The organism is Psychrobacillus sp. AK 1817, from assembly GCF_008807035.1.
Lineage (GTDB): Bacteria > Bacillota > Bacilli > Bacillales_A > Planococcaceae > Psychrobacillus > Psychrobacillus faecigallinarum.
The window spans coordinates 683,577-698,277 of the sequence record NZ_CP031739.1; the positions used below are offsets into that span (position 1 = coordinate 683,577).

Here is a 14,701-nt window from a genome sequence, read left to right on the forward strand (position 1 = left end):
CATATCATATTACCAGTTTCAGACGAACATACATTCCTTACATATTATTCTCCAATTTTTCCATTTTACCTAGTAAACGAAAGGATGATTTACTAAAATCTTCTTCGAACTGATCCTGTTCTTCATTCAGACGGTTTTCTAATAGATATTCCAATAGCTCAAGTTGGTCGATAAGGCGTTCAATTTTGTTCATAATGTCCACTCTCCTTTAACTGTTAAGTTCCTTCCTACATCATAAATACCTTCCTGCTCGACAAAGGTTCTTTACATCAGACAAAACTAGTGGTCCATCGACAGTTACAAAAATGAAACTAAATTGATTACTCGTTCGTCTAACTAACTTGTGATAAACTAATACCATAAAAGAGGTGATTGTCTTGGCTATTCAATACCCTAATGGGAAAGTATATACACCTACCAAGAAAACAAATATTCCAAAGAAAAAAGATTATTCTTTTAGTAATAGGGGTAGGACGTTAGAAGATGAGATAAATGATGCCAACGAGTACTATCTGGCTCATGAAATTGCAGTCATCTATAAAAAGCCAATACCTATTCAGGTCGTCAAGGTGGATTATCCAAGTAGAAGCTCCGCAGTTATAAAAGAAGCATATTATCGAACCCCATCAACTACTGACTTTAACGGAGTCTACAAAGGAAAATATATTGACTTTGAAGCAAAAGAAACGGAAAATAAAACTTCCTTTCCTCTGAAAAATGTTCACTTACATCAAGTAGAGCATATGGGTAAAGTAGTTAAACAACTTGGGATCAGCTTCTTGTTAGTTCGATTTTCTAGTATGGATAGATATTTTTATTTGTCTTACGAGCATTTAAAATTATTTTGGGATAGAATGCTATCGGGGGGAAGGAAATCAATAACCCTCGAAGAATTTGAAGAATATGGGATTGAAATAAACCCAAAATATGCACCAAGGGTCAATTATTTAAAGATAGTTAATGACTTGTATGTATAAAGCGAAAGTGAGGAGACGTTTATGAGTGAGCAAAAAACAACTCGTGAACAAAGAAGAAAGCAACAAATGGCTCAAAAGAAAAAACAAAAGAAACCTGCCAAAACATGGATTAAGCGAGTTTTATTAGCTATTGTGGCGGTTGGATTAGTAGGATTGATAGCTGGTGGATCTGTATTTGCATTTTACGCAAGCAGCGCTCCAGATTTAGACGAGGACTTGTTAAAGGACCCAATTAGTCCTAAATTATTAGATGCTAATGGGGAAGTGTTTGCAACTGTCGGAAGCGAAAGTCGCGAATATGTTTCCTATGAAGATATCCCTCAACAAATGGAAGATGCCATATTAGCAACAGAGGATGTACGTTTTTACGACCATATGGGAGTCGATGTTCTACGATTAGGTAAAGCCGTTTTGGCCAATCTGAAAGATGGGTTTGGTGCACAGGGGGCAAGTACAATCACTCAACAAGTTGTTAAAAACTCATTCTTTACAAATGAAAAAACAATAAAACGTAAGGCTCAAGAAGCCCATTTGGCTCTTCAGTTAGAGCGTGAATATAAAAAAGAAGAAATTTTCGAAATGTATTTTAACAAAGTTCTTATGTCAGGACGTATTTATGGATTTGGAACTGCCTCTAAATATTTTTATGGTAAAGAGTTAAAGGATTTAGAGCTACATGAAATGGCAGTGTTAGCGGGCATGCCCCAAAGTCCAAATAACTATAATCCTTTTAAAAACCCAGAACTAGCTGAAAAAAGAAGAAATACTGTCCTATATCTAATGAATCTTCATGGGAAAATAACTGACGAGGAAATGAAGGCTGCTCAAGCGGTTCCAGTTACCGACTCCCTTCTTCCAGAAGAAGAAAGAGTTGCAAACCAAGATTCAAAATATGATGCGTTTATCGACATAGTATTAGATGAGCTTGAGGAAAACGGTGATGCAGATGCCATTTCCGAAGGAATAACAATCCATACGACTCTTCAACCAAAAGCTCAGGAGCAAGTAGAAAAGACCTTGAACTCAGATATATTCCCAACAGAGGATATACAATCTGGTGTTGCAGTGGTTGATACTAAGACAGGGGCAGTTGTTGCTGCTGGTGGAGGAAGAAATTACGGAGAAGATAGAGGATATAATCATGCTCAAGATATGGTCAATCGTTCACCAGGTTCGACTATCAAACCGTTGATAGATTATGGTCCAGCTGTAGAATTTTTAGGTTGGTCCCCTGCTCAGACACTTGTGGACGAAGAAATTAAGTATACAGGGACCGATCAGGTAATACGTAATGCTGATAACAAATATTTAGGATCTATGACTATGCGTGAAGCATTATATAAATCACGTAATACTACTGCCGTCAAAACTTTAAAAGAAGTAGGTACTAAAAAATCAAGAGAATTTATTAGTCGATTTGGAGTAGACATCGGTACAGTCAACGAAGCTTATGCAATCGGTGGTATCTCAAAATTCATGTCCCCTATCCAACTAGCAGGAGCATATGCTGCATTTGGTAATGAAGGGATTCATACAGAGCCATATGCGATTAATAAAATTGTATATAGAGATGGCAAAACAGAAAAAAACTATAAGCCAGAATCTAAAGCAGTTATGAAGGATTCAACAGCTTACATCATTACTGATGTTCTAAGAGATGTTTTAACAAAAGGTACTGGTAAGGCCGCAGCAGTTAGTGGATTGGATGTTGCAGGTAAATCTGGTACTTCCAACTTCGGAGGAGACAAAAAAGGAGTTCCGGATGTTTGGTTTGCTGGATACACAACCAATTATTCAGTAACCGTATGGTCTGGTTATGATGATAACTCAGCCATCACTACATCTGAAGAGCGTAGCCTCCCCCAACGTATCTTTAAAGAGGTAATGGGGAATATTTCTGAAGGACAGAAAACGGAAAGATTTAAAAAGCCTAATTCTGTTGTAGAAGTAACAATTGAAAAAGGATCTAATCCTTTAAAATTAGCTAGTGAATATACTCCTGATGATAAAAAGTTAACGGAGTTATTCGTTAAAGGAACAGAGCCTACACAAGTATCTGAGGAATATGATCAGCTTGAGCTCAACGCTCCAACTAATTTATCAGTTCAATATGACGAAACAACATCATCTGCAACATTAAATTGGGAATTTGAACAGCCAGACGAGGAAGATATAGATGTTCAATTTGAAGTTGCGGTCTCAATAGACAATGGTCCAAATAAGATCTTGCAAACGACAAACAAAACAGGGTTAATCGTCCAAAATCTTATTCCTGGTAGTAAGTATGTATTTACAGTTACAGCTTTAGCTGAAGATGTTCGAAGCGCTCCAGCTAGCGCAGAATTAGTTTTAGAAGGTACTGAGGAAGAAAATCTTGAGGATCCAGAGCCTGAGGAAGAAAACCCTGAGGAAAATCCTGAGGATGAGAATGAGAACCAAGGCGGAAATAATGGTAACAACGGTAACAATGGTAATAACGGAAATAATGGCAACAACAACGGTAATAATGGTAACGGGAATGGAAACAACACTGGTAACAATGATGGAGGCGCTAATGAGGGTGGTCAAGGAAACGAAGGTGGAACTGATGGAGAAAGTCCAGTAGAAAATCCAGAAGGTAACACTGAAAGCGGTACTACACCTTAACCAAGCATTCTTTAACATGGTTAGATGATAATTTTATAAGCTAAAACGAGGAAAGTTTATATAAACTTTCCTCGTTTTTTTGGTTTCTTTTATTTTTGGTATAAAATATGAATCAATCTTACGGTAAATAAAGAGTCTCTTGCAATTCTAATAAACAATTTGACTTTGAAAATGAATCTGCTCAAGAAGAGACTGAAAGATATTACCTTTTAAACTTTCACATTTTTTATAAAATAATTTCCCCAATGTGGTTGTGAACCATCTGCATCCTTAAATGCATATTCCTCTGAAAGTTCCCAGGTGCTATATACCCCACCTGTCTTTTTAGCTATATGAGGATCACTTGCAAGACAGCGTATAGCCTCTCCAATATAAAATGGTGTTTCAGACGCAATAAAATGAGGATCTATCTTTGTTGCCTCTCTCCAATTTTCTTCGGTAACACCAAACGATTCAAGCATTGCTTCCGAACGTAAAAAACCAGGGGTAACTGCAATGACAACAATATTATATTCTTTTAGATCCATGGCCATCGCCTGTGCCATGTGGATTGTGGAGATTTTTGCTAGACTATAATAGAAATTACCTCGAGGTTCGTAATCAATGCCGTCAGTAATTTCGATGATCAGGCCACCATTATTCTCTTTAAATAAAGGGATGCTATAATGGGAAGTAATTATATGTGAGTGGACTGCTTGTTTTTGCATCTGAAGTCCTTTATGAAGACTATGCTCTCCTATTGGCTTTCCCCATTCCGTAAGAGGATCTCCTCCCCAAATATCATTAACTAATATATCTAACCTTCCCTGTTCCTTTTTGATACGGTCAAATAGGTGAACAACTTCCGTTTCAATAGTATGATCGACCTTTACAGGTATTCCTTTTCCCCGGCTTTTGTTACCAATTCTGCTGTTTCCTCAATTGTTTCCATACGGCCCATGGGTGACTGACTATGAATTGTACTTCTCCCTGTCACATATACTATTGCTCCAGCTTCTCCCAACTTAACAGCAATTCCTCTACCAGCACCACGTGTTCCACCAGCAACAACTGCAATTTTCCCCTTTAACGAATTCAAAAGAGCATCTTCCTTTCAAAATTAATAATAAATGAGTAGCATTCTTGGATAAGCTGATGCTCTTTTAAAGCTTTACTGACATTATGAACTTAACAAATAGACATTACTTCCATATTTTAGTTACATCTATTAATTCCAATTCATTGAACTCCATTCTATAAATATCAGGCTTTGAAGTGCTTAAAAGAAAATCCAAGCCATAACTATTGTCAAAATATCCCATCATTAACGTCATTACTGCCCCATGAGTACCTACTACTATTTTCTGACCTTTAAAAGTATGTAATATTGATTTAAGTGCATCTATTCCCCGTCTTTGACACTCATTATTCGACTCTCCTCCCTTAAGAGAAAAATCCGGTTCCTCAAAAGATTTTTCTAACAAACATTGAAGCTCATTATCAGATAAACGTTTTTTCCCTGGACTAAAAACTCTTTCTTTAAGATTTTCAATAATTACCACATTTTGTCCAATGTGTTCAGCTAATGGTTGAACTGTTAATACAGAGCGGGTATATGGGCTGGATATTACTGTATTAATATTTTCTTCTTGTAAAATTTTTATTAGTCGTTGAGCATCAGTTACTCCTTTTTCAGTTAATCCTCTATCTTTTTCATTTCCGGTTTTAAGTGAATCACAGTGTCTTAACATATATATGAAAGTTTTCATATAACCTCCAGAAAATTTAATATTATTCTGTTAAATATAACCTATATAATTAAGTTTTTCTCTTAGATGCACTTTATAAAGCTCACCATGCAAGATGAAAAATAAAAACATTCTCATAAAAAAGCCCCATAGAAACTGCCTCTGTATGTTAGTTTAGTATCTAACTTCTATAGGCAGTTCTTATGGGGTAGTGTTAAAAATATTAAGGCATTCTTGATTCCATGATGAATCGACGAGCAAGTTTTTTTTCTGTTTCCTTGAACAATTCATCTAGTTGTCGAAAGGCTGCATAAGACTTATAATTCTTTTGAACAAAGATAAAACGCTCTTCATAATTTAAAGGGGAAGTACCTTCAGCCAATACGAATAATTCACTCAATAATTCGATGCCCCTCTCCATTAAATCATGGGTGTCTTTCTCTCTTTCCTTATAAAGAATCTCCAATTGATTCCGAATAACTGACCATCTTGCAAAAATCGGTTTAAAATCATCTTTTCTAAGCTTGGACAACTTTACTCATCCTCTTTTTACCCTCTCGACAAACCGGCAACAAAGGACATTGCGGGCAATTGGGATTTTGGGCCTTACAATGATACCGCCCAAAAAATATCAGTTGATGATGCGCCTTAGACCACGATTCAATTGGTGTCTTTTTCATCAACGTTTCTTCTACCTGCAGAACAGAATCTTTCCATCTGCATAGTCCCAGTCGCTTTGAAACACGCTCTACATGAGTGTCTACAGCTATTGCTGGTATATCAAAGGCTACCGAAACAACTACATTAGCTGTTTTTCGACCAACACCTGGAAATGTCGTAAGTAAATCACGATTAGCAGGAACCTCGCCGTTATAGAGCTCAATTAGTTGCTTGCTAAGTGCTTGAATATTTTTTGCTTTATTACGATATAAACCTATTGAGCGAATATCATTTTGTAATTCCTCTATGGATACATCCAAGTAATCTTCAGGTTTTTTATATTTTTGAAAAAGGTCCTTTGTTACTTTGTTTACAAGGACATCAGTACATTGTGCTGAAAGTAATGTAGCTACCAATAATTCAAAAGGATTGTCGTGGACTAACTCGCAATGAGCATCCGGAAACATCCTTTCCATTTCCTCTAAACAAAAATGCCATTGGGCTTTTGTAAGCAACTTTCTCCACCTACTCTCTTTCTTCTAACCAATTGTAGAAAGGAACCTTCGCTGTGTTTGCAGGTTGCTCCTTTGGTCTTTGTATTGGTATATGCTGTCGAAACTGTACCGATTGATTTTCTGCAGCTTCAACCGTTTTAATATTTTTCTTTTTCCATTCGAATAATATCCGATCTATATAACGCAGGCTAAGCTTTTGAGACAAAACCGCCTCTTTTAACGCTAATCGTATTAAGGAGGCTGAGTGGTTGTCCTGGTCAAACCACATGCCTATCGTTTCATATTCCATTGGAGATAATAATCTACCGAACTCCTGCTCAAATAACTTGTAAATTTCGCCTTCTTCGCCCTTTACTTCTTCGTCTTCTTTAGTTAGGTTTTGTTGCTCTACGCAATCGACCAAGAGCTCCCATAAATGATTAAAATCGTAGTACTCATAATGGACTCCGTCGTCGTCCATATGCTGTTCTATTTGAATTAAACCTTTTTGGACAAGACGCTGTAAAATCGTCACTACTTTATGTTCACTAAAATGTGTACGTTCCACTAAGTTTTGAGGGGTTGGAAAGTGGTTTCCCGCTTCTCCAAAAGCGATAAGATGTAATAGCAGAATAGCTTCCTCATCCTTCATATTAATGGCCTTATAATGGCTAAAAAAAAGCTGGGAAATGGTTACATTTCCCTGCTCTGTCCAGATTCGGAGCCGATTTCGCTTATGCATACTCGCACTCCCTTTCTTATCTATTGCATGATGATAATATATATTGTTCCTTTGGCTTAAGATTATGGATACAAACGATTTAATAGTCTTGGGAATGGTATAGATTCACGAACGTGCTCTGCTCCACTTAACCAAGCTACAGTACGTTCTAATCCAAGACCAAATCCTGAGTGAGGAACAGACCCTTGTTTACGAAGCTCTAAATACCAAGCATAGGCTGATTCATCTAATTTATGTTCCGCAAGACGTTGCTTTAATAGGTCATAGTCATGAATACGTTCAGAACCACCGATAATTTCACCATATCCTTCTGGAGCAATTAAATCGGCACATAATACAACATCTTCTCTGTCTGGATGTGGTTGCATATAAAATGGCTTAATGCCTACTGGATAATGAGTGATGAAAACTGGCATATCATAGCTTTCTGCGATAGCTGTTTCATGAGGTGATCCGAAATCGTCCCCCCACTTGATATCATCAAAGCCTTTCTCATGTAAGAACTTGATTGCATCGTCATAAGTAATACGAGGGAAAGGTGCTTGAATTTTTTCCAGTTTAGATGTATCGCGACCTAAGCGCTCTAATTCTAATTGACAGTTTTTAAGAACGGCCTGAACAATAAAGGAAACGTATTGCTCTTGTACTTCTAAGTTCTCATCAAATTCTGTAAATGCCATTTCAGGCTCAATCATCCAAAATTCAATTAAGTGTCTGCGTGTTTTGGATTTTTCTGCACGGAATGTTGGTCCAAAAGAGAATACTTTTCCTAAGGCCATAGCAGCTGCTTCCATATATAGCTGACCAGACTGAGACAAATAAGCATCCTCATCGAAATACTTAGTTTGGAAAAGCTCAGAAGTTCCTTCTGGAGCTGAGCCAGTTAAAATTGGGGGATCCATTTTTACAAAGCCGTTATTATTAAAGAATTCGTATGTAGCGCGGATAATTTCGTTACGAATTTTCATGATCGCGTGTTGTTTTCTTGAACGTAACCATAGGTGACGGTTGTCCATTAGGAACTCAGTACCGTGTTCTTTCGGTGTGATTGGATAATCTACCGCTGCATGAATTACTTCTATTTCTTTTACTTGAAGCTCGTAACCAAATGAAGAACGCTCATCTTTTGTTACTTCTCCAGTAATATACATAGAAGTTTCTTGAGTTAAACCTTTTGCTGTTTGGAAAATCTCTTCTCCCACAACTTCCTTCACTACTACTCCTTGTACAAATCCAGAACCATCGCGAAGCTGTAAAAAGGCAATCTTACCACTAGAGCGTTTGTTTGCAAGCCACGCACCAAGTTTTACTGTCTCTCCAACATGGCTAGACATATCTTTAATCATAATTTTTTTCATGTTGTCCTCCAAAAGTTAAAAATATATTTTACAAATTGGATATTCTCTTCCACCAATCGCCATTATCAAATAACAGATATACGTAGTTGAGGTTATCCTTAGAATTCACAAAGGTAATCTCCCATACTGGCCCGACCTCTTCCACACCTAATTTCGCGTGAAGCAGCTTACTACCTTTTTCCCCTTCCAAAGCTATCGAAACAGCTTTCTCTTCAGATATACCTTCATCAAGGCTTACCTCCATAATTTGCTCTTCGTTATCCTTTGTTGGGATAAAAAAAGCTTTTTTAGAGCCGTCCTTATTGGTACCAATAATTGTCTGATATGAGTCGGTATTATTATACACATACGAATCATCTATTGTCTTCAATAAATTATTTTGAAGCGTATAAGACTCTGCCTTCGTCAGGTTATCATTGAAAGGTTCTCTTGCTTCCTTATAAATAAGTAGGCTTAGGATTATGGTGAGACTGATAGCAAAAACAACGATAAATATTAGCCATCTCTTTAATGCCATAGTTTAGGTCCTATAAATTGTGAAGACTGCTTTTTCTTGATCTTCTTTATCTAATGCTAATCCAAACATCAGATCCTTTTCCTTCAACGAACGGTTCAATGCATCCACTATTTTATATAGATCTGATTGGTATTGTACGGTGACGGTTGATATCACTTCAATTTTGTTTTCCATATTTCTACCCGCTTTCTAATACTCATCCTTCATTAGTATACCAATTTTCTAGCTCTAAGACTATATTTTCTAATGATACTTTCTTAACAGGAATATTTGGGATTGCCTGTAGAAAATCACTACCATAAGACTTCGTATCAATCCTTCTGTCTAATACGATAAATACTCCTTTATCGGCAGAGGAACGAATTAATCTTCCAAATCCTTGTCTAAATCTTAAAATTGCCTCTGGTAAGGAATAAGAAGAAAAAGGATTTTGTCCATTTTTAGTTAACAGCTCTGCACGCTTTTTAAATAAGGGATCATCGGGAGAAGAAAAAGGTAAGCGAACCATAATCACTACTGAAAGAGCTTCACCTGGAACGTCTACTCCCTCCCAAAAGCTATTAGTTCCGAATAATACAGACTTAGAAAATCGCTGGAATGACTTTAACAAACGCATCCTGCTCCCAGTCGTGATTCCTTGTGCAAATAGCATGAAATCTTCAAGCAGATTAGTATCCTGTATCAATTCCACAGTCTTACGCAACATATCCTGTGAAGTAAATAACACAAAGCACCTTCCTCCAGTGACCAAAACCGTCTGGACAATTGCTTCCGCAACTGATTCAATATAATCCGATTGAGATACTTGCTGAATGTCTGGCATATCCTCGATGATTAAAAGCTCTGCACCCTTGTAGAAGTTAGATTCTACTTTAAACTGATGGATAGGTATATTTGAGCTCAATCCAAGCTGAGAAGTAATAAAGTATTTATTGGAGGGCACTGTCAATGTTCCAGAAGTCCAGATAATTCCTCCCTGCTCTCTTAAAGGAGCCATGGCATCCTTTATATCCTCTTGATAATTTAATGGTCTTTTGATGATAGTGAGACTTCCAGGGACGCTTCTATTATCTAACTCGAGCCATTTCGCCTCTACTTCCTTATCCTGCAAGAAGATTTCATCCCATTCACTTACTTTAATCTCCAGTTCACGTAACCAATATTCCCACTCATTTACTAATACTAATAATTGTTCATCAATAATATTTTTCTTTGCAGAGCCCACGTAGGGCTTAGTTGAATAGATAAATGTTTGTAGATTCTTAGCAACTTTTATAAAAAAAGCTTTATCTAAATTTAAATCCTCCATAGCATAAGTTCGTTTGGTACTCTTCGATTTATGTGGATAGCTTTGAATAGTAGAGATAACATATCCCATTGCATGATCAAATGATTCAACTATGTCAACAAACAGCTTCTCTATACGAATGCGGACAGACAAGGAAACATTTAGAAGAGACAGCTTGTAAAGTAGATGATCTGTATCTAGAGTGCCAAATTGACCTAAAATATATTTCCAATTAGTATATGAAAAAATTCTTTCTTTTCGGGATATACTAGCATGAATCATTTGATGTGCCTCATCAATAATTGTGGCACAACCATGGCCCAATAGCTTTGTTTCTCGTTCCGTATCCATAATAATCATGGAATGATTCGTTACAAGGATATCACAGTGCTCACTTCGACGAAGAGCACGCTCATAAAAATCTATCCCTTTTACATCATTAATCTTTTTTTCTGAGGTCCTTCTTATTTTATCTATAAATAGCTGACCACCACCCGAAACATTCAATTCCGAGAGGTCACCCTCTTCTGTTATAGTAAGCCAAACTAAAACTTGCATAATCGTAAAGGTCTCGTCGTAAGACTCATCCTCTTGCTGAAGGTGCTCCCAAAAACGATAAACATCAATATAGTGATTGATACCTTTTAGCTTCGCCACTCTAAGTCTAATGTTAAGAATGTCATAAAGTTTTGGAATTTCCTCTGTTATAAGCTGATCAATGAGATGTGTTGTATAAGTACTAACTATAATAGGCTTTCCTTGACCTATTCCATATAAAACAGATGGAATAAGATAGGCTAATGTTTTTCCTATTCCGGTTTCCGCCTCGCACACAATCTCTTTGGATTCTATTAGTGCATGGTGAATCTCATCCATTAGCTTATATTGCCCTGGTCTTTCCTCTAGCTTCAGGCTACCGTGTTGGAATAATCGGTTCTTTTCATCATTAGAAATCGGATAAGCAAGTTTACTCCATTCTGGTGCAGGCTCTTTTTTCACATCTTTTAGTGGTATTCCGCGATATTCTAAATAATCTTGGGTCATATAAGTCTTTCTTTTTATCATTATAACTTCAAAAAAGATGAGTGCTAGATTGGATTTCAGTTGGAAGGATCTTTTATGTAATAGCTCCACCGTTTTTAATGGCAATGCTTGCAGCTGATCAAAGCATTTTAAAAGCAAATGTGCAGTAGCCAATGCATCATCATCCGCACGGTGAGCAGACTCTAATTCTATATGGAGCTCAGTCGCAATGTCCTGAAGCTTATAGCTATAAATATTAGGGAACATCAACTTAGCGAATTCTACTGTATCAATAGATTTGCAAACTAATTTAGGCAACCCTACCCGTTTTAGCTCCTGTTGAAGAAACGTCAGATCAAAATTTGTATTGTGCGCAACAAAAATATGGTCCTGAAGAATTTCCAAAACTTTAGGAGCAATTTCTTCGAATAACGGAGCGTCCTTTACATCCTCGTCCTTTATATTCGTTAAATCCTGAATAAACAAAGGAATCGCTTTTTTGGGGTTTACGAACGTAGTAAATGAATTACTAATCCGATTGTTCTCAATAAAAACAATTGCAAGTTGAATAATTCGGTCACCATTGGCAGATGAATGGCCTGTTGTTTCAATATCTACAACTGCATATTTATGATTTTCCAACATTCTTCATCTCACCATCATTTAAATTAAAAGCATCTATTTTTCCTAAAAACTTTCTTGTGTTGCTTTTTAAAAATTGTACCACATTCCATAAATAGAAACGAAATATATGTAGAATGAAATAATAATTACTGCTTGGATTTGCAATAAGCTCTGATTCCGGTCATAATCGCTGCAACTCTGCGAAGATGTGCTTTCCTGCAACTTTTGTTGTTAAACTCGCAACACTTTAGCGCGAACGCGCAACCCTTCTCTCAATTTCTGCAACACTTTTCCGGTTTACCCATGTAAATTGAACGGCTATAAATCCAAAAAGAAAGCTAGACTTTGGCTAAGTCTAGCTTTCAAATCTTACATAACAGTCGCTTCTGGTTCATAGTGGATAATTTGATTGATTGTGTTATCCGTATTCATGATTGCCACTGTAGGCTGATGTGATTTTGCTTCTTCATTCATCACATAAGCATAGGACAGGATGATTACTACGTCTCCACGCTGTACAAGACGTGCTGCGGCTCCATTTACACAAATTACACCGCTACCACGTTCTCCAGCGATTATATATGTTTCAAAGCGGGCACCATTATTATTGTTAACGATATGAACTTTTTCATTTGGAAGCATGCCAACTGCATCTAATATATTTTGGTCAATCGTAATACTACCTACATAGTTTAAATCTGCTTCTGTAACTATTGCCCGGTGAATCTTACTATTTAACATCATTCTTAACATCATTGCACTTCCTTTATATTAACTATCATATTATCAATTAATCTTGCTTTTTCGAAAAAAACAGCTGTTGCGAAGAGAACTTCTTCTGTATACTCGTTAACCGGCTGTAAAGTAGGATAGGCCAATGCCTCCAGGTAATCTATTTTACCAGAAGTATTTTCATTAATATATTGTTTTGCTTTGGCAATAGCCCCTTCTATATCCTTCGTTCTCAACCATGTATCCTTTGCTAAATTTAACGCCTTGTATATATGAGGTGCCTCATCTCGTTCTTTTTCGCTTAGAAAGACATTCCTTGAGCTTTTCGCTAGGCCATCCTCCTCACGGACAGTTGGAACGCCAACTATTTCAAGTGGAAAGTTGTATGCTTCTACAAATAATTTAATTATAGCTAACTGCTGTGCATCCTTTTGGCCAAAGTATGCCTTAGTAGGTTGGATTAAATGAAATAGCTTGGAAACTACTTTTAAAACTCCATCGAAATGTCCTGGACGAGTTGCACCACAAAGCTTGGTTGAAATCTCTCCAGCGTTGATAGTAATACCACTTTCAAAAGGATACATCTCGTCTGGCGTTGGAACAAACAATAAGTCTACCCCTGCCTCTGTGGCAATTTTTGTATCTCTTTCAATATCTCGTGGATATCTATCTAAATCCTCATTAGGACCGAATTGTGCAGGATTTACAAAAATACTTGCAACTACGAATTCATTTTCAGCTCTTGCTTTTGTCAGAAGTGTTTTATGCCCTTCATGCAAATAACCCATTGTAGCCACAAATCCAATGGTTTGTTGTTTATGATTTGAGATAATAGCTTTTAATTCATCTATCGTTTGAACTGTTCGCATGATTGCCTCCATATAACTGATTTAATTGTTCGTCCTTCATCGTAAAAGAATGCTCCAAAGAAGGAAATATTCCACTCTTAACTTCTTCTACATACTGCCTAATGCCTTGAAGAATTGGTTCACCCACATTCGCGTATTCCTTTACGAATTTAGGGATATGGTGTGAGCCATATTTCACTAAATCATGGAAAACTAACACTTGGCCGTCAGCAGTGGAGCCAGCTCCAATACCGATAGTTGGAATAGTTAAATTGCTTGAGATTTCTGCGGTAAGCTGATAAGGAATACATTCTAAAACAACGGCACAAGCACCTGCCTGTTCACATTTTTTTGCATCCTCTATTAGCTTTTGTGCTGCTTCTGCAGTTTTCCCTTGTACTTTATAGCCACCTATAACTCCAGCGGATTGTGGCAATAGACCTAAATGCGCTACTACTGGAATACCAGCAAAAGTCAATTTTTCAATGACAGGTATTACATCATCTGCCCCTTCAATTTTCACCGCTTGTGCCCCAGTCTTTTGCATTAGTTGGACAGCGTTCGCAAGTGATTGATCAATATTCCCATGATACGTACCAAAGGGCATATCAACTACTAAAAACGTATTTGTTGCTCCTCTTCTCGCTGCCTTGCCGTGATGAATCATATCTTCCATGGTTACTAATACTGTTGAATCATAGCCTAATACAACCATCCCAACAGAATCACCAACTAAAATCATGTCGACTCCAGCCTCTTCTGCAAACTTAGCAGTCGGATAATCGTAAGCTGTCATCATCGTAATCTTGTCTTCTTTACTTTTCATCTTCAAAAAGTCACTCGTCGTCTTCAATCATTTCCCTCCTCATAATATCCATACGTCCAGCTCAGCCTTAATACTGATGCATTCTGCAAGATGAAGAGAAAACCAAATATAAAGCCCTTCAATCCGAAAGTGGACAGAAGGGCAGAAAATTTAAATTCATCGGTTTTCTCCGTCCCTGTCAATCTAAGATCAAGGCAGACTATTAAATTTTTTTAACAATAATATAGGTGTAGTTCTCA

Annotated in this window: 14 protein-coding genes and 1 pseudogene; 2 read left to right on the top strand and 13 right to left on the bottom strand. The window is 37.1% G+C overall.

The window, feature by feature from the left end:
• Positions 1-37: 37 nt before the first annotated feature.
• Entirely contained in the window at positions 38-193 is a 156-nt protein-coding gene (locus D0S48_RS20520) for a hypothetical protein (protein ID WP_154310921.1), read from the bottom strand.
• A 184-nt stretch (positions 194-377) separates the two neighbouring features.
• Between D0S48_RS20520 and recU the strand changes: the two genes are divergently transcribed.
• Together recU and D0S48_RS03495 are read left to right on the top strand one after the other, a co-directional pair.
• Complete coding sequence (gene recU, locus D0S48_RS03490) at positions 378-977, top strand: Holliday junction resolvase RecU (protein ID WP_151110126.1); 600 nt, start codon at positions 378-380, stop codon at positions 975-977.
• 21 nt (positions 978-998) lie between these two features.
• Entirely contained in the window at positions 999-3,623 is a 2,625-nt protein-coding gene (locus tag D0S48_RS03495) for a PBP1A family penicillin-binding protein (RefSeq protein ID WP_151110128.1), read from the top strand.
• A 209-nt stretch (positions 3,624-3,832) separates the two neighbouring features.
• On the opposite strand, the pseudogene D0S48_RS03500 reads toward D0S48_RS03495, so the two are convergent.
• The 12 genes and pseudogenes from D0S48_RS03500 to panB all read right to left on the bottom strand — a co-directional run bounded on the left by D0S48_RS03500 (position 3,833) and on the right by panB (position 14,489).
• A pseudogene (locus D0S48_RS03500) lies at positions 3,833-4,701 on the bottom strand (SDR family oxidoreductase).
• Between the two features lie 103 nt (positions 4,702-4,804).
• Positions 4,805-5,371, bottom strand: coding sequence for a histidine phosphatase family protein (locus D0S48_RS03505; protein ID WP_151110130.1), 567 nt, complete (start codon positions 5,369-5,371; stop codon positions 4,805-4,807).
• A gap of 202 nt (positions 5,372-5,573) precedes the next feature.
• On the bottom strand, positions 5,574-5,882 hold the full coding sequence (locus D0S48_RS03510) for a YpoC family protein (RefSeq protein ID WP_151110132.1): 309 nt from the start codon (positions 5,880-5,882) through the stop codon (positions 5,574-5,576).
• Positions 5,869-6,525: an endonuclease III gene (nth, locus tag D0S48_RS03515; RefSeq protein ID WP_144536835.1), complete on the bottom strand. Its 657-nt coding sequence runs from the start codon at positions 6,523-6,525 to the stop codon at positions 5,869-5,871. The genes D0S48_RS03510 and nth overlap by 14 nt, the downstream gene beginning before the upstream one ends.
• 10 nt (positions 6,526-6,535) lie before the next feature.
• Positions 6,536-7,246 (bottom strand): DnaD domain-containing protein, encoded by a 711-nt coding sequence (locus D0S48_RS03520; protein ID WP_151110134.1) that lies wholly within the window; start codon positions 7,244-7,246, stop codon positions 6,536-6,538.
• Positions 7,247-7,308: 62 nt separating this feature from the next.
• Positions 7,309-8,604 (bottom strand): asparagine--tRNA ligase, encoded by a 1,296-nt coding sequence (gene asnS / locus D0S48_RS03525; RefSeq protein ID WP_151110136.1) that lies wholly within the window; start codon positions 8,602-8,604, stop codon positions 7,309-7,311.
• A gap of 28 nt (positions 8,605-8,632) precedes the next feature.
• Positions 8,633-9,121, bottom strand: coding sequence for a cell wall elongation regulator TseB-like domain-containing protein (locus D0S48_RS03530; RefSeq protein ID WP_144536841.1), 489 nt, complete (start codon positions 9,119-9,121; stop codon positions 8,633-8,635).
• Between the two features lie 3 nt (positions 9,122-9,124).
• Positions 9,125-9,295 carry a YpmA family protein gene (locus tag D0S48_RS03535; RefSeq protein ID WP_144536843.1) on the bottom strand — a complete coding sequence of 57 codons (171 nt, stop codon included), beginning with the start codon at positions 9,293-9,295 and terminating at the stop codon, positions 9,125-9,127.
• A 22-nt stretch (positions 9,296-9,317) separates the two neighbouring features.
• A complete protein-coding gene (gene dinG / locus D0S48_RS03540) occupies positions 9,318-12,077 on the bottom strand; it encodes an ATP-dependent DNA helicase DinG (protein WP_151110138.1) in 2,760 nt (919 codons plus the stop codon).
• Between the two features lie 348 nt (positions 12,078-12,425).
• A complete protein-coding gene (gene panD, locus D0S48_RS03545; protein ID WP_144536847.1) occupies positions 12,426-12,809 on the bottom strand; it encodes an aspartate 1-decarboxylase in 384 nt (127 codons plus the stop codon).
• On the bottom strand, positions 12,809-13,657 hold the full coding sequence (gene panC / locus D0S48_RS03550) for a pantoate--beta-alanine ligase (protein ID WP_151110140.1): 849 nt from the start codon (positions 13,655-13,657) through the stop codon (positions 12,809-12,811). The genes panD and panC overlap by 1 nt, the downstream gene beginning before the upstream one ends.
• Positions 13,632-14,489, bottom strand: a complete 858-nt coding sequence (gene panB, locus D0S48_RS03555) for a 3-methyl-2-oxobutanoate hydroxymethyltransferase (protein ID WP_151110142.1) — start codon at positions 14,487-14,489, stop codon at positions 13,632-13,634. Before panB ends, panC begins: the two co-directional genes overlap by 26 nt.
• Positions 14,490-14,701: the final 212 nt, after the last annotated feature.

Bases quoted from the DNA above. Each gene is read 5' to 3' on its own strand.
- D0S48_RS20520 (WP_154310921.1), bottom strand. From the start codon at position 193: ATGAACAAAATTGAACGCCTTATCGACCAACTTGAGCTATTGGAATAT.
- D0S48_RS03495 (WP_151110128.1), top strand. From the start codon at position 999: ATGAGTGAGCAAAAAACAACTCGTGAACAAAGAAGAAAGCAACAAATG.
- D0S48_RS03505 (WP_151110130.1), bottom strand. From the start codon at position 5,371: ATGAAAACTTTCATATATATGTTAAGACACTGTGATTCACTTAAAACC.
- D0S48_RS03520 (WP_151110134.1), bottom strand. From the start codon at position 7,246: ATGCATAAGCGAAATCGGCTCCGAATCTGGACAGAGCAGGGAAATGTA.
- asnS (WP_151110136.1), bottom strand. From the start codon at position 8,604: ATGAAAAAAATTATGATTAAAGATATGTCTAGCCATGTTGGAGAGACA.
- D0S48_RS03530 (WP_144536841.1), bottom strand. From the start codon at position 9,121: ATGGCATTAAAGAGATGGCTAATATTTATCGTTGTTTTTGCTATCAGT.
- D0S48_RS03535 (WP_144536843.1), bottom strand. From the start codon at position 9,295: ATGGAAAACAAAATTGAAGTGATATCAACCGTCACCGTACAATACCAA.
- dinG (WP_151110138.1), bottom strand. From the start codon at position 12,077: ATGTTGGAAAATCATAAATATGCAGTTGTAGATATTGAAACAACAGGC.
- panD (WP_144536847.1), bottom strand. From the start codon at position 12,809: ATGTTAAGAATGATGTTAAATAGTAAGATTCACCGGGCAATAGTTACA.
- panC (WP_151110140.1), bottom strand. From the start codon at position 13,657: ATGCGAACAGTTCAAACGATAGATGAATTAAAAGCTATTATCTCAAAT.